Source organism: Rhodospirillales bacterium (assembly GCA_014323865.1).
Taxonomy (GTDB): Bacteria; Pseudomonadota; Alphaproteobacteria; order SP197; family SP197; genus SP197.
This window is the reverse complement of the sequence record JACONG010000013.1, coordinates 48,998-69,122: the sequence shown is the minus strand read 5'-3', so window position 1 is coordinate 69,122 and position 20,125 is coordinate 48,998. Positions and strand designations below refer to the sequence as shown.

The following is a 20,125-nucleotide window of genomic DNA, read 5'->3' as shown; positions in this document are numbered from 1 at the left end:
AGGGGCCAACAGAATCAGCCGTCGGTGCCGAGCGCCCCTGCGACTTCGTCGATTGCACGAATGCCGGTCAGGTAGGCGCCGTGACAGGTCGCGAAGAACTCGCCGGATGTCGCCTCGCCGGCGAAGAAGATGTGGTCGTCGACGGGCCGGGCGAGTTCCGCGCGCTGGTGGGCGTTGCCCGGCGTTGCGGCGGAGTAGGAGCCCAGCGTCCAGGGATCGCCTTCCCAGGCGGTGACGATCACACGGTCGGTGACCTGCTTGACGAGATCATTGCCCCAGACCGCTCGCATGCACTCGACCAGATGCTCGACCGAGGCGGCCTGGCCGGCGCGCTCGAGCCAGGATCCGAAACGGCCGCCGGTCACGCCCGTGACATAGGAAAAGCCGTAGGGGCAGACATCGACGGCGAAGGGAACGGCCTTGCCGTCCAGCAGGATGGTCGCGTGATTCTGCGCGTCGGGTGGGAGCGGGTTCTCGTGCAGCATGATGCCGATCCGGTTGTGAACGCCGAGTGGCAACTCACGCGCGGCATCCAGTTTCCATTCGGGCAGGCCCGGCTCGAACGCGATACGACCCGACGACAGCATGTTGGTCGAGACCGTGATCAGCGCTGTCTTGCCGCGCACCGTGCCTTGCGCCGTCGTGACCTCGACGCCATCGGATGTCATGGCAACCTGTTCGACTGCGGCGTTGAGTGTAACCGGCACATCGGCGGCCCAAGTGGCCACAAGCGCGCCATACCCGGCAGGGAGCGGCCAGTTCTCGTCGGTATCGTTGTAGTTCGTGACATCGCGCACGTCGGTCTGATCAATGTCGCGCGAGAGGCCCAGGGAGTGCCAGTACGCCATGTAGGGTGCCCAGGGATTGTCGAGATCGACCACCTCGGCGATCGAGCAGGTCTTACCGTCGGCGACGGCCTTCTCGATCGCTTCTTCAAATGCTTCGGAGGCTTGATTGAGTTCCCCGTCCTGCTCCGGGGTCAGAAACGCGCCCTTTTGGAAGACGCCGCGCTGCCAGCGGCCGTCGCGGCGATAGGCGAAGTTGTGCTCCTCCGCGATGGCGACAAAAGGATTCAGGCTCGCCGAGTGCATCCAGTGGCAGCCGAGATCGTAGGGTTGACCTTGGGCGAACTCCTCGGTGTACGCGCGTCCGCCGATGCGATGCGAGGCTTCGAGAAGAACGAACGAAAGCCCCTTGTTCCGGGCGGCCTTGGCGGCGGACAGGCCGGCCGAACCGGCGCCAACGATCACGACATCAACGTCACTGGACACCTGCTTCTCCGACGCAGCTTCGAATGAAACCTACACTGCAGAGGGTCGCCCGGGCAAAGCCGCCGTATTGCCGGACGGCGGTCGTCTCCCTATGGTCACTCGGCTTACCTGTCATCAAGGCCGCCGATGAAACCCATCCGCGATTGGTTCCACCAGACATTCTCCGATCCCCAGGTCCTGATTCTGACCTGCGTGCTGCTGATCGCGGTGGCCGGCATCATTTTCGTTGCCGACATGGTCGCGCCGGTGATTGCGGCGATCGTGATCGCTTTCCTGCTCGATGGCCTCGTGCAGTGGCTCAAGCAACGCGGCATCGGACACCTTGTCGCCGTGAACACCGTCTTTGTCGGCTTCTTGCTTGCCAGCCTGCTGTTTCTTCTGGTGCTGATGCCGATCATCTTCAGCCAGACCGGTGAGTTCGTCGCGCAGTTGCCGCAACTGACTCAGGAGTTGCAAGGCCATCTCCTGGCATTGCCCGAAGAGTATCCTGACCTCGTCACCGAATCGCAGGTGCGTGACCTGATGGCGCAGATGGGATCGGGTGTCGTCGAGGTCGCCGCACTGATGCCGTCGTTCGCCGGCGCATCGATCGTCGGACTGCTGACGGTGATCGTCTATCTTATCCTGGTTTTGCTGCTCGTCTTCTTCATGATCAAGGACAAGACGAAGATCACCGCGTGGGTCGTGAGCTTCTTACCGCGGGACCGCGAACTGACCAGCACCGTCTGGCACGAGGTCAACGAGCAGATCTACAACTACGTGCGCGGCAAGTTCTGGGAAATCCTGATTGTCGGTGGCGTGACCTATGTCGTCTTCGCCATGCTCGGGGTGAACTTCTCGATCCTCCTTGCCGTGATCACGGGCCTTTCGGTTCTGATTCCATACGTCGGCGCGGCCGCGGTGACGGTTCCGGTCGCTGTGGTCGCCTTCCTTCAGCACGGTACGAACTGGGAGTTCGCTTATGTCGTCATCGCCTACGGTGTGATCCAGGCGCTTGACGGCAATGTGCTGGCGCCGCTGCTGTTCAGCGAGGTGGTCGACCTCCATCCCGTCGCCATCATCGTGGCAATTCTGATTTTCGGTGGTCTCTGGGGACTCTGGGGCGTGTTCTTCGCCATTCCTCTGGCGACGGTCGTGCAGGCGGTGCTGCGTGCCTGGCCGCGCTCATCGGTATGGCGAAAACCGATCTGAAAGCGAATTTGTCCAGACGTTGAAATGAGCTTCCTTGCGTTTCAGTTTGGCTTCCCTACGATGAAAATGTCGGCGCGCGAAAAACGATAACGCTTGATGCGACGCACAACCGGCAGGGGGCTAGGAGGAGGCGCTTGGCGTGTTCAAGCTGATCGTCAGACGCTTGCTGTTGGGACTGCTCACGCTGTGGGCGATTTCCATCATGGTGTTTCTGGGCACCGAGATCCTGCCCGGCGACGTGGCCGAAGCGATCCTCGGCCAGTCCGCGACGCCGGAGAATGTCGCCGCGCTGCGTGAGAAACTTGGGCTGAACGCGCCGTCCTGGGAGCGCTATTTCAGCTGGCTTGGCGGCGTTTTGACCGGTGATCTCGGTGCGTCGCTCACCAATGGGGTGGCTGTGGACCGTATCATCGGCCAGCGCATCTGGAACACGATCAATCTTGCGCTCTATGCCACCGTGGTGGCGCTGCCGCTCTCATTGATGCTTGGCCTGATGTGCGCGGCATGGCCCGAAGGCACCTTCGACCGCACGACCTCGTCGACCACGGTGTTCTTCATCTCAATCCCGGATTTCGTGATCGCGATCCTGCTGATCATCATCTTCGCCCGTGAGCTCGGCTGGTTCCCGTCGGTGATCCATCGACCGCGCTGGAGCAACTTTTTCGAGACGCTTGGTGACACCTTCCTGCCGATGCTGACGCTGGTGCTGACGATTCTGGCCCATATCATCCGCATGACACGCGCCGCCGTGCTCGATGTGCTCAAGCAGGCCTACATCGAAATGGCTTTGCTCAAGGGCGTGTCGAAGTGGCGGATCATCATGCGCCACGCCATTCCCAATGCGCTGGGACCGATCGTCAACGTCGTCGCCCTGAACCTGGGTTACCTCGTCAGCGGCGTCGTCATCATTGAAGTGATCTTCACCTATCCGGGCCTCGGCCGCCTGATGGTCGACTCCGTCGTGTTTCGCGATCTGCCGCAGATTCAGGCCGTGGCCCTGATCTTCTGCGGCTTCTATATCGCGCTCAACATCTGCGCCGACATCGGCGCAATCATGGCCAACCCGCGCTTGAGGTATGCGAAATGACCGATGCTGTCGCTCCTGTCGCCGCACCGCGCAAGCGCAGCAAGCGCGCCCGTCCGAAACCCGATCGTTGGGCTTGGGCGGGCATCATCATCGTCGTGGTCGGCCTCGTCCTGGCCATTATCGGCTCCTTGCTGGCACCCTACGGTGTCGGCGAGATCGTCTCGGATTCGCCCTTCGAGGAGCCCGGCGAGACCATAATGGGTACCGACGCGCTCGGTCGTGACCTGTTCTCGCGTCTGCTCTACGGTGCACGACTCACGGTCGGTGTGGCGCTCGCCGCAACCGTGCTCGGCTTTCTGCTGGGCATGGTGGTCGGTTTCTCCGCCGCCGAGATCAAGGGTCGCTACGACGACTTCACGCTCTGGCTGGTTGACATGATGCTGTCGTTCCCGCCGCTGCTTCTGGCGCTGATCGTGATCGCTTCATTGGGATCCAGCCTGCCGGTTCTGATCGGCACGATTGCCGTACTGCACGCGTCACGCGTCGCGCGTGTCGGGCGGGCGGTGGCGATGAACATCGCGGCCCTGGAGTTCGTCGAGGTGGCGCGTGCCCGCGGTGAGGCGTTGTTCTCGATCCTGTTCCGCGAAATCTGGCCGTCCACGATCCGCCCGCTTGCAGTCGAGTTCGGCCTGCGGCTGACCTACTCCATTCTCTTCCTGTCGAGCCTGAGCTTCCTCGGTCTCGGCATTCAGCCCCCCGAGGCCGACTGGGGCTCGATGGTACGCGAAAACCTCAACGCCTTGCAGACCGGCGCTTACGTTGCCGTGCTCGCACCGGCCTTCGCCATCGCTATCCTGACCGTCGGCGTCAATCTCATCGTTGACTGGCTGGGCGCACAGTCCGGCCGAGCCATTTCCGAGGAACTCACCTAGTGACGGCCCTGTTGCGGATCGAGGACCTGATCGTCGAAGGCAGGCCTCCCTCCGGTATCTGGATCGAGACGGTGCACCAGTGCAGCGTCGACGTGAACGCCGGTGAGGTCGTCGCGTTGATCGGCGAATCCGGGGCCGGAAAGACCACAGTTGCGCTCGCCTCGCTCGGCTACACACGGCCGGGCACGCGCTTCAAGCAAGGCCGTGTCTTCCTGGAGGATCGCAACGTTCTCCAGATGTCGGCCAAGGACAAGCGCGATCTGCGCGGCAAGGAAGTGGCCTATGTCGCCCAGAGTGCCCAGGCGGCGCTTAACCCTGCGATTCCGATCGGCGATCAGATCGTCGAAAGCCTGGTGCTGCACGGCTTCGCCGAAGGCGCCGCGGCGCAGAAGCGGGCCGTGGAGTTGCTTGACCTGCTCGACCTGCCGCATCCGGAGGTCATCGCGCACCGCTATCCACATCAGACGTCAGGCGGGCAGCAGCAGCGCATTATGATGGCGATGGCCATGGCCTGCCGACCAAAGCTGCTGGTGCTCGACGAGCCGACGACCGCGCTCGACGTGACGACGCAAATCGAGGTGCTCAAGGCGATCAAGGATGTCATTCGCGAGCACAATACCGCGGCCATCTATGTCAGCCACGATCTCTCCGTTGTGGCGCAGGTGTCTGACCGCATCCTCGTGATGAACCAAGGTTATGTCGTTGAAGAGAACGACACCGGCAACATCCTGAACAACGCGAAGGAAGAGTACACCCGCACGCTGCTGGGCGCCGTGAAGCCCAAGCCCACACGTGAGACGGCGGTGTCCGATTGGGACCCGGCCGTCGATGAGATGCCGATCATGACCGTGAAGCAGGTCGATGCGACCTACGAGCGCCCGAAGATGTTCCAGACGATTGAGCGCGAGCAGTACGTGCTGCACGACATTGACATCGGCGTCTACCCGCGCGAGGTGCTGGCGGTGGTCGGCGAGTCCGGAAGTGGCAAGTCGACGCTCGCGCGTGTGATGGCGGGCCTGCATCCATCGCTCGCCGGCGAGGTGACGCTCTCGGGCGAGACGCTGCCGACCCATGCCCGCACCCGCACCAAGGAGCAGCTTCGCCGCATCCAGATCATCTTCCAGAGCCCGGACCAGTCGATCAATCCGGAGAAGCGGATCGACGATGCCATCGGCCGCCCGCTGGAGCTTTATTTTGGCATGCGCGGATCCGAGAAGCATGACCGTGTTGCCGAACTGCTCGAGATGGTCGGTCTTGATCCCGACTACGCCGGCCGGTTCCCGTCCGAACTCTCGGGCGGTCAGCGCCAGCGTGTCTCGATCGCGCGCGCCTTCGCCGCCCGGCCTGACGTGATCCTGTGCGACGAGGTGCTGTCGGCGCTCGACACGGTCGTCGCCGCGCGCGTACTCGATCTGATGAAGCAGCTGCGTGAGGAGCACAAGGTCGCCTATGTCTTCATCAGCCATGACCTCTCGACGGTCGCCTCACTGGCCGACCGTGTGGCGGTGATGTACGCTGGCCGCATCATTGATGCGGGTCTGACCAAGGAGGTCTTCGCGCCGCCGCACCATCCCTACACGCAGCTGCTGATCAACTCGGTTCCGGCACTGCGGCAGGGCTGGCTCGAAGAAATCATCGGCACCCAGGAGGCCGAGGCCGGTATGCGCAGCAATGTGATGCTGCACGACGAGCCGTGCCCGTTCCGTATGCGCTGCCCGATGATGATTCCCGGCACCTGCGACACGCAGCCCGCGCCGCGCCAGCAAATGGGCAGCGGTCACGTCATCTATTGCCAGCATAACGACCGAGAACTCCTGAAGGCTCAGAGCACGCCTGATTGCTGACGGAGGTTCGCCATGGTGTCCAGTTCCGGCTGTTCGACAGGAATCACCGGCGCAATTTTGCGTACATCCTGTTCAATGGCGACTTTGATCCCGTGAACGATCAGGTCAAAGAGCAGCTCAAGCAGATGGTAATGGGCGCGTTGATGGGCGCGGACATGAACGGTGTGAACCTGTTCCCTGCCGTTCCGCTCGACGATGATCTCGCCGGCGACATGGCAATCAGCAACACGATGGACCTGGGCACGGCCCACGGTCTGATGCTGGTCGAGTTTCTCGGTGTCGGTCAGGACGGTGAATGCGTTCACAGGATCAGCTACACCGAGATTGTCGCCTCCCACGGGGCGGTCGACAGCGCTCGGCGTCAGTACTGGCGCATCCCGGGCATCTTCGGGGACACGCTGGTCGCATCGGCGAACTGAACGTCAGAGTTCCGTTCGAGGTGCGCCCGGCCAAAGAGCGGCAGAGTGTTTTCAAGCGCAGCAGCCACGCGAAAGACCGTCGTGCCGTCGTAAGGATTGCCCAAGAGCTGAACGCCGTTGAGCACGCCGTTCGGTGCGAAGCCCGACAGCACGGCGAGGGCCTGGCAACGGCTGAAGCTGTTGAGAAGTGCGGTCATGACGGTGTCGTGGATCTCCACCTCTCTGCCGTTGACTATGACGGGCTGCTCCCAATCCGGCCACTCGGCGGGAATCTCCGTCGTGCCGATGGCGGAGCAGATGAAGGCGCCGAACCGTGCGATCTCGGGACCGAACGCGGCCCGGCTCTCGCCAATGGTCTGAACGCAGTGATGGAACATGCGTGAGGTCACGCTCTCGTTTTCGCGATCGAAGACGGGCGTGTAGGCGCGGACCAGATCGGGATGGTTGTTGGCGGCGTCCGAGAACTCGTCGGCATAGATCAGCCCACCCCAGGTGCCGTAGGCGTGGGCCAGGTCGGGCGCTCAAGGAGTCTTGATCTCCGTCACGGTCGCACCGGCCCCGCCGGATGAGGCACCGCAGGTGACGTCGAGATTCCAGGGGTTGCGTGTCGTGCCGTGCAGTCTGGTCATGCAGGTCCAGGGACAGACAAGTTCCGGGCAGGTAGCAGATGTCGAGATTGGCCATGGCGGGATTCCGGGGATGGTTGAGGTGCGGACGCTGATGTGTCACGAAACGGTCGCGTCTTCGTTGCATGATGCGCGCTGTTTGCGGGGACACCAAAGCATGACCGATTTGACACGCAGGCTGGCGGCGGAGTTCGTTGGTACGGCCTTCCTGCTCGCGACCGTTGTGGGATCGGGCATCATGGCCGAGACGCAGTCGCCGTATAACGCGGGCGTGGCACTGCTGGGCAACACCATTGCGACCGGAGCCATCCTGGCCGTTCTGATCCTGGTCTACGGCCCCGTCTCGGGCGCGCATTTCAATCCCGCGGTCACGATCGCCTTTGCGATCCGCAAGGAAATCACGCCGAGCGATTGCGCAATCTACATCGTGGTCCAGATCATCGGCGCCCTGGTCGGCACGATTGTCGCGCACATCATGTTCAAACAGCCGTTGCTGTTCGCCTCGACGACAGAACGGACCGGTGCGAGCCAGTGGGTCGGTGAGCTGGTGGCGACCTTCAGCCTGCTTGCGGCGATCCTGGGTTGCCTGCGCTGGCGTCCCGAGGCAATCCCGTACGCCGTCGGCCTCGTGATCACGGCGGGCTACTGGTACACGTCCTCGACCAGCTTCGCGAACCCCGCCGTCACGATCGCGCGCAGCTTCACCGACACGTTCTCGGGCATCGTGCCCGCACACATGCCGGCCTTCATCGTGTCCCAGATCGTGGGTGCCGTGATGGCGGTCTATTTCTTCCGCTGGCTGCTACCGCCGGCCGACAAGGACTAGAGCAGGTCGCGCCTGAACCCGCGGCTCCAGCGGCGCGAGGAGATCTTTCTGTCGCCGTGGAAGGCATCGACCTCGGCCTCGTGATGGATGTGCTCGGCCGTCGACCACTGGTGCGACCGGATGTCGACTCTGACCTCCCAGTCGCCGCGTTTGAGCGTTGTCGACTGTTCGTGGTGGCTACTGGCGCAGAGCGGGTCGCCGTCATGGATCGTGGAGCGCCGCCGCAGCTGATGCGAGACCTCGGTGTCGATCGGATCGATACGGATCGTGCCCTCGTTGCCGAAGAACCCGCCGTCAGCATCGACATGCGATGAAATCTCGCCCGTGATCAGGCTGCGTTCGATCCAGCGGTGAAAGTGGCCGTCGCTGACCTGCGAGATCGGCACATCCGGCGCGGTTTCGGGCTCTTCGAAGGCCGGCAGGTCATCGTCCGAGGCGCGGGGCGCGCGCACCGGCAACTCGAACAGCGATGAACCCGCCTGCAGCGTCAGGGTGGCGGCTTCCGGCGCGGGCCAGATCATCGGCCAGTAGCACGACGAGATCGCCACGCGGATGCGATGACCGGCGGGGAAGGCGTGCGCAATGTCGTTGAGCGCCACACGGACCGTGTAGGTCTTGCCGGGTTTGAGCTTGCGGGGCCGTTCGTGGCTGTCGCGGTGCGTCAGGTTCAGCGCACCATAGGTCACACGCGTCGACGCACCGTCGGGTGCGATGTCGTTCAGGCGCACGGCGACCTGTGCCACGGGCTTGTCGCTGGCGATCTTCAGCACTGCGACGGGTTGGCCGAGAACCTCGACACGATCAGACAACGGTTCGCTGTCGAAACACACGCTCTTGCCGTCATCGGCCTGCTGATCGCCGGCCAGTTCGGCTGCCATGCCGAAGGCGCACCACTCGCCGCCGTCGAGTCCGGTCGAAGCCGGCGAGCAAAAGACAATGGGACCACGCCTGCGCATCTTGTCTGCCAGCGACCGGTCGCCGTTCAGGTGGAGCGTCCGGGGCTCGATCTGAGCCGACGGCCAGGTGTCCTCGGCGACCCAGCGGCCTGGGCGCTCCCCGTAGTCGGTCGCGGGTCTCACGCTCTCCTGCATCCAGACACGGTAGTTGGGTTCGTTCTCGATGCCGTTCTCGATGCCCTTAAGCCAGCGGTCCCACCAGCGCAGCGCGTCCTGAAGGAAACCGATCGCCGGGCCTGGTGCGCCGTCCTGCGGATAGACGTGGGCCCAAGGGCCGATGATGCCCCGGCGCGGAACATCGAGACCTGCCATGAGGCGGGGGATGGCATTGGTGTAGGCATCGGCCCAGCCGGCGATCGTGTAGACGGGAACCTTGATCGCGGCGTAGTCCTCGCAGACTGAGCCATGCTTCCAGTAGGCGTCCCGCCTGGGGTGACGCAGCCATTCGAAGGCCCAGGGCTGGTCGCGGTCCAAGCGCTCCTTCCACATGTCGAGCCAGCGGTCGCCGACGATCTCGGGGTCCGGCGGGCGGTTGTTGAACAGCATCATGGTCGCCGACCACATCTGGTTTGCGTCCAGCAGACAGCCGCCCATGTAGTGCACGTCATCGGCATAGCGGTCGTCGGTGGCGCAGACGGCGATGATTGTCTTCAGTGCCTCGGGCTGCAGCGCTGCCGTCTGCAGTGCGTTAAACCCGCCCCAGGACTTGCCCATCATGCCGACGTTGCCGTCACACCATGGCTGCGTGGCGATCCAGGCGATGACCTCAAGCGCATCGTCGAGTTCGTGGACCTGAAGATACTCGTCGTTGAGTTCACCTTCGCTATCGCCCGCACCGCGGATGTCGACACGCAGGCAGGCGTAGCCGTGACCCGCAAAGTAGCGGTGCATCGGCTCGTCCCGGCACCGTGTCGACTCCCGCTTGCGGTAGGGGATATATTCCAAGATGGCCGGTACCGGGCTCTTTTCGGCATCGTCCGGCATCCAGATGCGCGTGGCCAGCCGTGTGCCGTCCGACAGCGGAATCCAGATGTTCTCGATGTCGCGCACCGCATTGGAGAACCGTTCGACAATGCGTTTCATGACGTTGTCCCCTCCGAACCCGCGCGCATCGTGGTCGATCACGTCACTGTTTGACCTTGTAGCCGGTAGCGACGATGCGTTGGCAGAGCAAGGCCATCAGTCCCGTCACGATCATCAGAGGCAGGAGCGTTGAGAGAACCGTTCCCTCTGCGACGCCGACATGGCCGTTGCGCACACCGTCGATGATCCAGAACGCCGGGCTCAGGCGTGCCAGGGTGTCGAATCCCCAGCCGTAGGCCGTGATTGGAAAGAAGACGCCGGAGAGAAAGATCAGGGGTCCGACAACCAGTCCCGCCATATTGCCGACGTGGTCGAATCTGGTGGCCCAGAAACCGGTCGCGAGGCCGGTCGCAGCCCCCAGAACACTGCCTGGCACGCCGTAGACGATCATCAGAACGACTGACGCCGGCACGATCGGAATGAAGAGCGAGAGCCCGATCAAGGCCAGTGTGCCTGTCGCAAGGCCGGCTGTTGTGCCGGCGGCGAGCAAGACAGCGGTCAGCTCGATGGGACGCAACGGAGCCCCGAGCAGCGCTGCGAGCGTTCCCCGGATCTTGGAGTCGATCGTCGCCCAGGCCGTCATCTCGTAGGACGTCTGGACGGTGACCATCGTGACGAGACCGGAGACGACGTAGTGCGTGAAGGGGATGCCGCGGACGTCGGCGCGCAGTCCGCCGAGTGCAAGCCCGAAGATCGCCAGAAACAGCAGCGTCGTGCCCACCGGTCCGACGACCGAATGCTGCCAGCCCTTGAGGTAACGCCGCACCTCCCAGCGATAGAGCGATGCCATCGCCACGGTGTTGATACGTGGCATGGGACGGGTGGCATCAGGGTTGATCACCGGAGTGTCGCTCATGGTACTGCTCTATCGCCGGAAGCACGCGCGAGCAAGAACGGGCTATGAAGGTTTCGAACAGGCGGGGGACAGGCGTGAGCGATTTGAAGATTGCCTCCATACCCGGCGACGGGATCGGGCAGGAGGTGATGGCCGAAGGCATCCAGGCGGTGGAGACCGCCGGTGCGCAGCAGGGACTCAGCTTCGCCTGGTCGTGCGAGGTCTACCCTCACCCCAACCCTCTACCGGTCCCGGGAGAGAGCCTCCTGCCGAGGGCGTCGCGGCCCGGGGCGGCACCATACGCTTGCCAACCTCGCTGGCGTTGCCGAGCAGGTTGGGCACGAGACGCTGGGTAAAGAGCATCTGCACTTCGGTGCCGTCGGGCAACGAACCCGAGGATGCACATACGGTTGTGGATCGGCATGTAGGGCACGGCGAACTGCAACTGTGGCCATAGGAGGCTCCGTCTCAGGCGGCGTCGGCTGCCTCGAGCGCTTCATGGGCTTCGAGCCAGCGAGCTTCGGCGGCGCTCAGAGCTTCTTCGATCCTCGCTCGCTTCTTCATCAGATCGGTCATGGCAAGGTTCGTTTCGGGGCCATCGTGGTTGGCCGGATCGAACAATGCACGGTCGATATCGCTGCGCTGATCGGTCAGCCGGGTGACCTCGTTTTCGGCCTTTTCGACCGCCTTGCGCAGAGTGCGCGTCTTCTCGCGCGCTTCGGCGGCGCGTCGCCGTTCATCCTTGCGACTGAGCTTCGGTGCCGCTTTGTCGGAGGTGTCTGTGTTGTCGTTCGAACCCGAACGACCGAGGACGAGATTGCGGTAGTCGTCGAGGCTGCCGCCGAAATCGTTCGCAGTGCCGTCGGCCACCAGCACCAGCCGGTCGGCCGTCAGCTCCAGCAGATGGCGATCATGGCTGACGATCACGACCGCGCCACCATAGCCGGCGAGCGCCTGCACCAGGGCCTCGCGGGCATCGACGTCGAGATGGTTGGTCGGCTCGTCGAGAATCAGCATGTGAGGCGCTTCGCGCGTGATCAGCGCCAGTGCCAGCCTTGCCCGCTCGCCGCCTGAAAGGTGGCGTACGGCAAGTTCCGCCTTGTCGCCGGAAAAGCCGAAGCGGCCGAGCTGCGCACGGACGGCGCCGGGCTTTGCGTCGGGCATCAGCCGGGTCATGTGCTGCAGCGGTGTGTCCTGCGGTTCAAGCTCCTCGACCTGATGCTGGGCAAAGTAGCCGACCCGCAGCTTGCCGCTCGCATTCATGCCGCCCGTCATCGCGGCCAAGCGACCGGAGAGCAGCCGCGCGAGGGTCGTCTTGCCGTTGCCGTTGCGGCCCAGAAACGCCACGCGGTCGTCTGGGTCGAAACGCAGGTTGAGCCCTTGCAGCACGGGACCGTCGCCGTAACCGACGGCGGCGCCGTCGAGCACGATCAGCGGCGGGCGGAGCTCGGCGGGATCAGGGAACTCGAACGACAAGCTCGAATCCTCGACTGCCGCGGCGATCGGCTCCATGCGCACCAGCGCCTTCAGACGGCTCTGGGCCTGCCGTGCGGTGTGAGCCTTGTAGCGCCAACGGTCGACGAAGGCCTGCAGATGTGCGCGCTGGCGATCCTGCTTGCTGCGCATTGCCTCGATCTGGTCGAGCCTCTCGCGACGCTGCCGTTCAAAAGCATCGTAGCCGCCAGCGTAGAGCGTCACCTTGCCGCCTTCCAGATGAAGGATGTGATCGACCACATTGTTGAGCAGGTCCCGCTCGTGGCTGATCACCAGCAGCGTGCCGCGGTAGGTCTTGAGGAACGAATCGAACCAGATCGCCGCCTCAAGATCAAGGTGGTTCGAGGGCTCGTCGAGCAGAAGAAGCTCCGGGCCCGAGAACAGCGCCGAAGCCAGTGCGACGCGCATGCGCCAGCCGCCGGAAAAGCTGTCGAGCGGCTGGTGCTGGTCAGTCTCGTCGAAACCGAGACCCGCCAGAATGCGGGCGGCGCGCGCCGGCGCACTGTGGGCGTCGATCGCATTGAGGCGTTCGTGAATCTCGGCAATACGATGGCTATCGTCGGTCTCTGCTTCTTCGGCGAGCAACCGGGCGCGTTCCGTATCGGCCGCAAGAACACGCTCGAACGGGCTGTCCGGGCCGCCCGGCGATTCCTGGGCGACATAGCCCATGCGCATGTCCTTTGGAATCCCGATCGAACCGTCGTCGGCCTCCTGGATACCCGCGATCGCCTTCATCAGAGTCGACTTGCCAGCACCGTTGCGCCCGATCAGCCCAACCCGGCTCTTGGTCTGGATCGAAGCCGAGGCGCGGTCGAGGATAATCTTGCCGCCCAGCCGCACCGTGATGTTGGAGATCGTCAGCATGGCGCGGCTGATACCACGCCAGGCCGAGCGGCGTCATCGGGCGTTCATATCTCTTCTTCGGTGACGCCGTCGTCGTTGCTGTCGCCTGTCGCCTCGGGATTCACGCGCCGGATGATGATGTCGCCGTTTTCCAGAACCTCAGGCATCTCGTACTGCGGGATCCCCGCGACCAGCAGCTCAAGCGTCAGCATCAGGCGCTTCATGGTCTCTTTGGCCATGGCGAAGGGGTCATCCTCTTCTGCCAGGGCCGGCTGAAACGAAAGCGGAAAGGCGATAGCGGCTGCGATGAGGCAGCCCTTCAACGGGGGCATCGGCGGTCTCCGGTCCATGCGTCGGGCTGACGTTGCGGCGGCAATGCGGCGATCCTGTGACGGCTGGACCGCGTGCCGCCCTATTGCAGGTGGCCGCAAGCCGGTTCCGAGCAGGTCATCAGATCCCAGCGCGTGTCGATCTCGTTCCAGAAGAGGCGGTAGCTGCCTGCTTCGTTCAGGCGGTAGCGCAGTTCGACGCCGTCGGTGAGGATCAGGAAGTACCAGTCGGCCGCACCGCTGAACACGGCGACTTGGCCGGAGTCGAGCTTGAACCGGCTCCAGACCTCGTTGTCGTTGGAAAGGCCGAATGTCAGGCGTTGGGTCGCCGTGTTCTCGACGTAGATTTCGTTGGCTTGCGGGGCGGCTGTCTCATCCACCTGCGCGTCGACAGGTGTCCCACAGGCAACAAGGGCTGCGACGACGACGTGGAAAGCGAGGCGGTGCAGCCTCACGGGCTCGCGGGAATCAGTGCCCGTTCCTGGCGCGCACCTGATCTTCGGCGCGCTTGCCGTGATAAGCGACCATGAAGAACCAGGCGAACAGTATCAGCCCGATGCCCATGAACTGCGCCGGGCCGTCCTTGGCTCCGGCTGCGATGAGCAGGCCCATCAGGCCCATCAGGAAAAACGCAAGGGAGGTAACCAGCATACCCAGCATCAGTCTGTCTCCACGGAAACGTCGTTGCGCGGAGCATACTCGGAACGGCGCTTGAGGCAAGGCTGAGGCGCCCAATTCCAGGTTCTGGCGCCGTGGTCATCCACGGCCCTGATGGTTAGGATAGCGCCGACACGCGTGAGGGGAGATCAGCCGTGAAGGTGGCGTTTCTGGGTATGGGTGTAATGGGTTATCCGATGGCGGGCCACTTGGCTGCCAAGGGGCATGAGGTCACGGTCTACAACCGCACTGCGGCCAAGGCCGAGCAGTGGAGCGGGGAGCACGGCGGCAGCCATGCGGCGACACCGGCTGCAGCCGCCGAGGGCCAGGAGATCGTTTTTGCCTGCGTCGGCGACGACCCGGACCTGCGTGAGATCATCGCGGGCGAGAGCGGTGCCATGCACGGCATGAGCGACGGCGCGATTTTTGTCGACCACACCACCGCCTCGGCTGACATCGCGCGCGAGATGGCCGAGATGCTCAGCGCCAGGGACATTGGTTTCCTTGATGCGCCAGTCTCCGGCGGTCAGGCGGGCGCCGAGAACGGTGCGCTCACCATCATGGTGGGCGGTGACCGGGACCAGTTCGACCGTGCTGCGCCGGTCATGGAGTGTTACGGCAAGGCCGTCACGCTGATGGGCACAGTCGGCGCCGGCCAGCTCTGCAAGATGGCCAACCAGATCTGCATTGCCGGTCTCGTCCAGGGTCTCGCCGAGGGCCTCAACTTCGCCCAGCGCGCAGGGCTCGACGGCGACCAGGTGATCGACGTGATCTCACAGGGTGCGGCGGGCTCCTGGCAGATGGTCAATCGTGGCTCCACCATGTGCCGGGACGAGTACGACTTCGGCTTCGCTGTCGACTGGATGAGGAAGGACCTCCGCATCGCCATCACCGAAGCCAGGAACAACGGCGCACTGCTGCCTGTCGCTGCCCTCGTTGACCAGTTCTACGCTGAAGTCCAGTGCCTGGGCGGCAGCCGCTGGGACACCTCGAGCCTGATGCACCGGCTCAAGCGTGCGCCTTGAGCGAAGAGCGTCTCGTTGAGAGATGCGAAACTCTTTGTGCAAAGTGGTGGTCAGATCAGGGTCTATTCGGGTTTTTCAGGGATGTGTTGACATGATCAACACAGCGGGTCCCGTCGAGGGTCTCGGGGGTAACAAGCGGCATGGCGGGTTCCGGCTCTCCGGAAAGAGTTTATGGGATAGCGTGCGGTGCCGGGGCTGTGTCCGTCGGCCGTGAGCCGTCGGACATGTTTGTTCGATTGTCATTTCAGGTTGTGGCGATCAGGTCGTGCCAATAGAGTAAAGGGATGGAACAGAACACCGACAACCTCACCCGTCTCGGACTTGACATTGGCACAAATTCCATTGGCTGGTGGCTTTATTCGACCGACGGTAATCGCATAACCGACGTCATGGACGGGGGTGTGAGGATTTTCTCTGACGGTCGTGACCCGAAGTCCGGTGCGTCACTGGCTGTTGACCGGCGTGCAGCCCGCTCCATGCGACGCAGGCGGGATCGCTATCTGCGTCGCCGTGCGGCTCTCGTGCGAAAGCTGTCCAAGGCCGGACTGGCCTTCTCGATCAGCGAGGAGGGGGTCAAGAAGGGCGTGGCTCTCATGCGAAAACTGTCCAAGGCCGGACCGATGCAACTCTACCCCGGCGCCGAGGGCGGTGCGGCTCTCATGCGAAAACTATCCGAGGCCGGGCTGATGCCTGACGGCCCGGAGGCGGCCAAGGCGCTTGAGGTGCTTGAGGCGCTTGATGGTGAACTTGGCGACGCGGACCGAGGGGAGGCGGCCAAGGCGCTTGAGGCTCTTGCGTTGCTGGACCCTTACGCGTTGCGCGCCTGGGGGTTGGACAAGAAGCTTCCGCTTGCACATCTGGGCCGGGCGCTTTTTCACCTCAATCAGAGACGTGGCTTCAAGTCGAACCGCAAGACGGATCGGGGCGATAATGAAAGCGGCAAAATCAAGCCGGCCACGAAGCGGCTGGATGAGGAGATAAAGAAAAATAAGGCCCGAACCTATGGCAAGTTCCTTCACATGCGCCGCAGCGGAGAGCCAGAAGAACCGGGCGAGGACGGAACCCGGCCTGACGACCGCCGCACAAAATCCGTGCGTACCCGGTCGAGCATGGCTCGGCGGGGCGATGCAGAGAAAGAAGAAGAAGGTTATGATTTCTATCCGGACCGGCGGCACCTGGAGGAGGAGTTCAGGGAACTCTGGGATGCGCAAGTGAAACATCATCCGGATGTTCTGACGGATGATCTGAAAAAAGCTCTCTTCAAGACGATCTTCCATCAGCGCCCTCTGAAGAAGCCGGCTGTCGGGCTGTGCCTTTTTTCCGGTCAGCATGGTGTTCCGTCCGATGAGAGGCGGCTTCCCAAGGCACACCCCTTGACCCAGCGGCGCGTGCTCCATGAAACGGTGAACAACCTGCGTGTCACGGCCGACGGGCGTGCGAAACGGTCCCTGACACTGGAACAGCGCGATCGGATCATTCACGCACTGGACAACAGGAAGGCGACGAAATCACTGAAATCGATGAAGTTGACCCTCGATCAGCTCGGCAAGGTCATCGAGCTTGCGCCAGATGAGCGCTTTACGCTGGAAACTATCGCACGTGACGCCATTGCATGTGACCCGGTGCGGGCCAGCCTCAGCCACCCCGACAGGTTTGGACCGAGGTGGTCAGACCTGGATCTGGACGCGCAGTGGGAGGTGATCCGACGTCTTCGCGAGGTGCAGAGTGAGGCCGATCACAAATGTCTGGTCGCCTGGCTGGTCAAGACTCATGGATTGACGAAGGAGCACGCCTCGGCCACTGCAAATGCGCCCTTGCCGGAGGGATATGGACGCCTGGGAGAAACGGCTTCGCGGAAGATTCTGGGTGCGCTGGAAGCCGATGTGGTGACGTATGATCAGGCTGTCAAATCCTGTGGCTGGCATCACTCGGATCACCGCACAGGCGAGGTTCTGGATGAATTGCCCTATTATGGGGAAATTCTTGATCGGCATGTGATCCCTGGCTCGGGGCAGCCCGGGGATGACGACATCACCCGCTTCGGGCGGATTACCAATCCTACCGTGCATATCGGTCTCAACCAGTTGCGGCGATTGGTGAACAGGATCATCGCCACCTACGGGAAACCCGATCAGATCGTGGTGGAACTGGCCCGGGACCTCAAACAATCCGACAAGCAGAAGAAGGACACACAGAACCGCATCAAGACAAACACCGAGGCAGCCCGCAAGCGCAGCAAAACGCTGGAAGAAGAGCTTGGCCAGGCGGATAGCGGTGCCAATCGGATGCTGTTACGGCTCTATGAGGAGCTGGGGCCGGCAATCGGCCCGCGCTGTTGCCCCTACACGGGGAAACCGATCAGTGTCACCATGGTCTTTGACGGCAGCTGCGATGTGGACCACATCCTGCCCTATTCCCGCACGCTGGATGACAGCGTTGCCAACCGGACCCTGTGTCTGCGCGAAGCCAACCGGGAGAAAGGGAACAGAACCCCATGGGAGGTCTGGGGCGAAACGCCACGGTGGGACATGATCGCCGCCAACCTCGAACATCTGCCCAAAAACAAGCGTTGGCGCTTTGCTCCGGACGCGATGGAACGATTCGAGGGCGAAAACGACTTTCTTGACCGGGCGCTGGTGGATACGCAGTACCTGTCCCGCATTGCCAGAAGCTATCTGGATGCCCTCTATACCGAAGGGGGGCATGTCTGGGTTGGGCTGACCGAGATGCTGCGGCGGCATTGGGGCCTGAACAGCCTGCTGCCGGATCACAACAAGGGCGCGGCCAAGGCCAAAAACCGCACCGATCACCGACATCATGCCATCGATGCGGCTGTCATTGCCGCAACGGATCGGGGTCTGATCAAGCAGATCAGCGATGCGGCAAGGCGTGGCGAAGGAGATGGCCTGAGCGCCGAAGAGGTGGCAAGAACCACGCCCGAACCCTGGGAGGGCTTTCGCGGGGATGTTCGCAACCAGCTCAACAGGATCATCGTCAGCCACCGCGCCGATCATGGGCGTATTGATCCCTCGGCGAAAAAGCGGGGACAAGACAGCACCAGCGGTCAACTCCACAACGATACCGCTTACGGTATCGTGGACGAGCAAAGCGTGGTCAGCCGCAAACCACTCCTGTCGCTGACGTCCGACGATATTGCCAGGACATCAATGGGCAAGCGCATCCGCGACCCCTATTTGCAGTCACTGCTCTCCGAGGTCATCAAGGGCAGGGAGGACAAAAAGGACATCGAGGCCGCGCTGGCGGCGTTTGCCGCGTCCGATCACCTGCCGAACGGCGAGCCCAACCCCTATCGGGGAATCCGTCATGTCCGTCTGATCGAAAGCCTGCAATCGTCCGCGCGGGTAGAAATCAGGGACAGGAAGGGAGAACCCTACAAGGCCTACAAGGGTGACAGCAATCACTGTTACGAAGTCTGGAGAATGCCGGACGGCAAACCCAAGGCCAAGATCGTCACAACCTTTGAGGCGCATGGTGACGCTGTCGATCGCCCGCACCCGGCGGCAAAGCGGCTCCTGCGACTGTTCAAACGCGATATGGTGGCCATCGAAAGGAATGGAGAAACGCTGATCTGCCATGTTCAGCAATTCAATCTTTCCGATGGCGTTGTTCTCGCAGCCCATTTTGAAGCGAATGCGGATGCGCGAAATCGTGACAGGGATGACGATTTCCGGTTTATTCGAATGGGTCCGAGTTCAATTCTGAAAGCCCGCCTCCGCAGGGTCCTTGTCGATGAGATCGGTCGCGTGCGGGATCCCGGACCGACGCATCCGATGGACTGAGGCTTCTCTCAGGTTCACGGGAGCGCGATCTGGATCAGATCCTTGACATTGCAACCGATGGACGGCACCTGGCGCGGCTGCGAGGCTTCCTGACGGTCTCGGAGGGAGGAGCTGAAATCGGGCGCACCCCACTCGACCGGATCGCGGGTGTGATCGTTCATGCGCATGGCACCACCTGGTCCACGTCGCTGCTCACGGAACTGGCCGACCGGGGCGTGCCGGTGGTGTTGTGCGGTTCCAATCATGCGCCGCGTTCCGTGCTCATGCCTCTGGAAGGGCACCATGCGCAAGGTGGCCGGATACGAGCTCAGTGGCATGCCCGATTGCCCCTGATGAAACAAGCCTGGAAGAAGGTCATCATCGCGAAGGTGGAGATGCAGGCCGCCGCCCTGGAAGCCATGGGAGAATCCGGTGCCCCGCTGCGCATGATGGTCCGCAAGGTCACCTCGGGCGACAGCACCAATATCGAAGCACAGGCGGCCCGCACCTATTGGCCGTGCATGATGGGCAAGGCGTTCCGGCGCGATCCAGGGGCCTCTGACGTCAATGCGTTGCTCAATTATGGCTATACCGTCCTGCGCGCCGCCACAGCCCGTGCCGTGGTGGGTGCAGGACTGCACCCATCCATCGGCATACACCACGCAAACAGAGGCAATGCGTTTGCTCTGGCCGACGATCTCATGGAACCCTTCCGCCCATTGGTGGATTGCGCCGCCCGGAATCTTGCGCTTGACCGTGGGACCGAGGTCGACACTGCGGCAAAGCAGGCTTTGGCACGCCTGATCGGCACGGATCTGCCGCTTGGCGACGGTGTGACACCGGTCTCGCTTGCGCTCACAAAGCTGGCGACCTCGCTGGGACAGAGTTTCGAGACCGGAAAACTGGCGCTGGTTCTCCCCAGTCCACCGGGCGCGCTCACACTGGCGGGGCTCGGACGATGACCCGCAAGTCCGACATTCTGTCAGGA

Annotated in this window: 17 protein-coding genes and 1 pseudogene; 9 read left to right on the top strand and 9 right to left on the bottom strand. The window is 62.9% G+C overall.

What is annotated here, in order from left to right:
* Positions 1–14: 14 nt before the first annotated feature.
* Complete coding sequence (locus GDA49_07030) at positions 15–1,271, bottom strand: FAD-dependent oxidoreductase (GenBank protein MBC6440151.1); 1,257 nt, start codon at positions 1,269–1,271, stop codon at positions 15–17.
* Positions 1,272–1,397: 126 nt separating this feature from the next.
* Between GDA49_07030 and GDA49_07025 the strand changes: the two genes are divergently transcribed.
* The 5 genes from GDA49_07025 to GDA49_07005 all read left to right on the top strand — a co-directional run bounded on the left by GDA49_07025 (position 1,398) and on the right by GDA49_07005 (position 6,684).
* The gene (locus GDA49_07025) at positions 1,398–2,462 is read left to right on the top strand and encodes an AI-2E family transporter (GenBank protein ID MBC6440150.1); all 1,065 of its coding nucleotides are present in this window, start codon (positions 1,398–1,400) and stop codon (positions 2,460–2,462) included.
* A gap of 139 nt (positions 2,463–2,601) precedes the next feature.
* Positions 2,602–3,549 (top strand): ABC transporter permease, encoded by a 948-nt coding sequence (locus GDA49_07020; protein MBC6440149.1) that lies wholly within the window; start codon positions 2,602–2,604, stop codon positions 3,547–3,549.
* Positions 3,546–4,421, top strand: a complete 876-nt coding sequence (locus GDA49_07015; GenBank protein MBC6440148.1) for an ABC transporter permease — start codon at positions 3,546–3,548, stop codon at positions 4,419–4,421. Before GDA49_07020 ends, GDA49_07015 begins: the two co-directional genes overlap by 4 nt.
* Positions 4,421–6,265 (top strand): ABC transporter ATP-binding protein, encoded by a 1,845-nt coding sequence (locus GDA49_07010; protein ID MBC6440147.1) that lies wholly within the window; start codon positions 4,421–4,423, stop codon positions 6,263–6,265. The genes GDA49_07015 and GDA49_07010 overlap by 1 nt, the downstream gene beginning before the upstream one ends.
* Positions 6,259–6,684 carry a hypothetical protein gene (locus GDA49_07005; GenBank protein ID MBC6440146.1) on the top strand — a complete coding sequence of 142 codons (426 nt, stop codon included), beginning with the start codon at positions 6,259–6,261 and terminating at the stop codon, positions 6,682–6,684. The genes GDA49_07010 and GDA49_07005 overlap by 7 nt, the downstream gene beginning before the upstream one ends.
* On the opposite strand, the gene GDA49_07000 is transcribed toward GDA49_07005, so the two are convergent.
* Positions 6,627–7,073 (bottom strand): hypothetical protein, encoded by a 447-nt coding sequence (locus tag GDA49_07000; protein ID MBC6440145.1) that lies wholly within the window; start codon positions 7,071–7,073, stop codon positions 6,627–6,629. The two genes, GDA49_07005 and GDA49_07000, sit on opposite strands and share 58 nt — an antisense overlap.
* 153 nt (positions 7,074–7,226) lie before the next feature.
* Positions 7,227–7,310: pseudogene (locus tag GDA49_06995) on the bottom strand (hypothetical protein).
* 157 nt (positions 7,311–7,467) lie between these two features.
* Between GDA49_06995 and GDA49_06990 the strand changes: the two are divergent.
* Entirely contained in the window at positions 7,468–8,136 is a 669-nt protein-coding gene (locus GDA49_06990; protein MBC6440144.1) for an aquaporin family protein, read from the top strand.
* Here GDA49_06990 and GDA49_06985 read toward each other — a convergent pair.
* From GDA49_06985 to GDA49_06960, 6 genes are all read right to left on the bottom strand, one after another.
* On the bottom strand, positions 8,133–10,175 hold the full coding sequence (locus GDA49_06985; GenBank protein MBC6440143.1) for a CocE/NonD family hydrolase: 2,043 nt from the start codon (positions 10,173–10,175) through the stop codon (positions 8,133–8,135). The two genes, GDA49_06990 and GDA49_06985, sit on opposite strands and share 4 nt — an antisense overlap.
* 43 nt (positions 10,176–10,218) lie before the next feature.
* The gene (locus GDA49_06980; GenBank protein ID MBC6440142.1) at positions 10,219–11,031 is read right to left on the bottom strand and encodes an ABC transporter permease; all 813 of its coding nucleotides are present in this window, start codon (positions 11,029–11,031) and stop codon (positions 10,219–10,221) included.
* A 447-nt stretch (positions 11,032–11,478) separates the two neighbouring features.
* Positions 11,479–13,368: an ABC-F family ATP-binding cassette domain-containing protein gene (locus GDA49_06975; protein ID MBC6440141.1), complete on the bottom strand. Its 1,890-nt coding sequence runs from the start codon at positions 13,366–13,368 to the stop codon at positions 11,479–11,481.
* Positions 13,369–13,412: 44 nt separating this feature from the next.
* Positions 13,413–13,679: a hypothetical protein gene (locus GDA49_06970; GenBank protein MBC6440140.1), complete on the bottom strand. Its 267-nt coding sequence runs from the start codon at positions 13,677–13,679 to the stop codon at positions 13,413–13,415.
* 80 nt (positions 13,680–13,759) lie between these two features.
* On the bottom strand, positions 13,760–14,056 hold the full coding sequence (locus tag GDA49_06965; protein ID MBC6440139.1) for a hypothetical protein: 297 nt from the start codon (positions 14,054–14,056) through the stop codon (positions 13,760–13,762).
* Between the two features lie 88 nt (positions 14,057–14,144).
* Complete coding sequence (locus GDA49_06960; protein MBC6440138.1) at positions 14,145–14,336, bottom strand: hypothetical protein; 192 nt, start codon at positions 14,334–14,336, stop codon at positions 14,145–14,147.
* 152 nt (positions 14,337–14,488) lie between these two features.
* Between GDA49_06960 and GDA49_06955 the strand changes: the two genes are divergently transcribed.
* The 3 genes from GDA49_06955 (at position 14,489) to cas1 (ending at position 20,099) form a co-directional block, all read left to right on the top strand.
* Positions 14,489–15,358, top strand: coding sequence for an NAD(P)-dependent oxidoreductase (locus GDA49_06955; protein ID MBC6440137.1), 870 nt, complete (start codon positions 14,489–14,491; stop codon positions 15,356–15,358).
* A 476-nt stretch (positions 15,359–15,834) separates the two neighbouring features.
* Entirely contained in the window at positions 15,835–19,158 is a 3,324-nt protein-coding gene (cas9, locus tag GDA49_06950; GenBank protein ID MBC6440136.1) for a type II CRISPR RNA-guided endonuclease Cas9, read from the top strand.
* A gap of 29 nt (positions 19,159–19,187) precedes the next feature.
* Complete coding sequence (gene cas1, locus GDA49_06945) at positions 19,188–20,099, top strand: type II CRISPR-associated endonuclease Cas1 (protein MBC6440135.1); 912 nt, start codon at positions 19,188–19,190, stop codon at positions 20,097–20,099.
* Positions 20,100–20,125: the final 26 nt, after the last annotated feature.

Bases quoted from the DNA above. Each gene is read 5' to 3' on its own strand.
- GDA49_07025 (MBC6440150.1), top strand. From the start codon at position 1,398: ATGAAACCCATCCGCGATTGGTTCCACCAGACATTCTCCGATCCCCAG.
- GDA49_07015 (MBC6440148.1), top strand. From the start codon at position 3,546: ATGACCGATGCTGTCGCTCCTGTCGCCGCACCGCGCAAGCGCAGCAAG.
- GDA49_06990 (MBC6440144.1), top strand. From the start codon at position 7,468: ATGACCGATTTGACACGCAGGCTGGCGGCGGAGTTCGTTGGTACGGCC.
- GDA49_06985 (MBC6440143.1), bottom strand. From the start codon at position 10,175: ATGAAACGCATTGTCGAACGGTTCTCCAATGCGGTGCGCGACATCGAG.
- GDA49_06980 (MBC6440142.1), bottom strand. From the start codon at position 11,031: ATGAGCGACACTCCGGTGATCAACCCTGATGCCACCCGTCCCATGCCA.
- GDA49_06975 (MBC6440141.1), bottom strand. From the start codon at position 13,368: ATGCTGACGATCTCCAACATCACGGTGCGGCTGGGCGGCAAGATTATC.
- GDA49_06970 (MBC6440140.1), bottom strand. From the start codon at position 13,679: ATGCCCCCGTTGAAGGGCTGCCTCATCGCAGCCGCTATCGCCTTTCCG.
- GDA49_06960 (MBC6440138.1), bottom strand. From the start codon at position 14,336: ATGCTGGGTATGCTGGTTACCTCCCTTGCGTTTTTCCTGATGGGCCTG.
- cas9 (MBC6440136.1), top strand. From the start codon at position 15,835: ATGCGACGCAGGCGGGATCGCTATCTGCGTCGCCGTGCGGCTCTCGTG.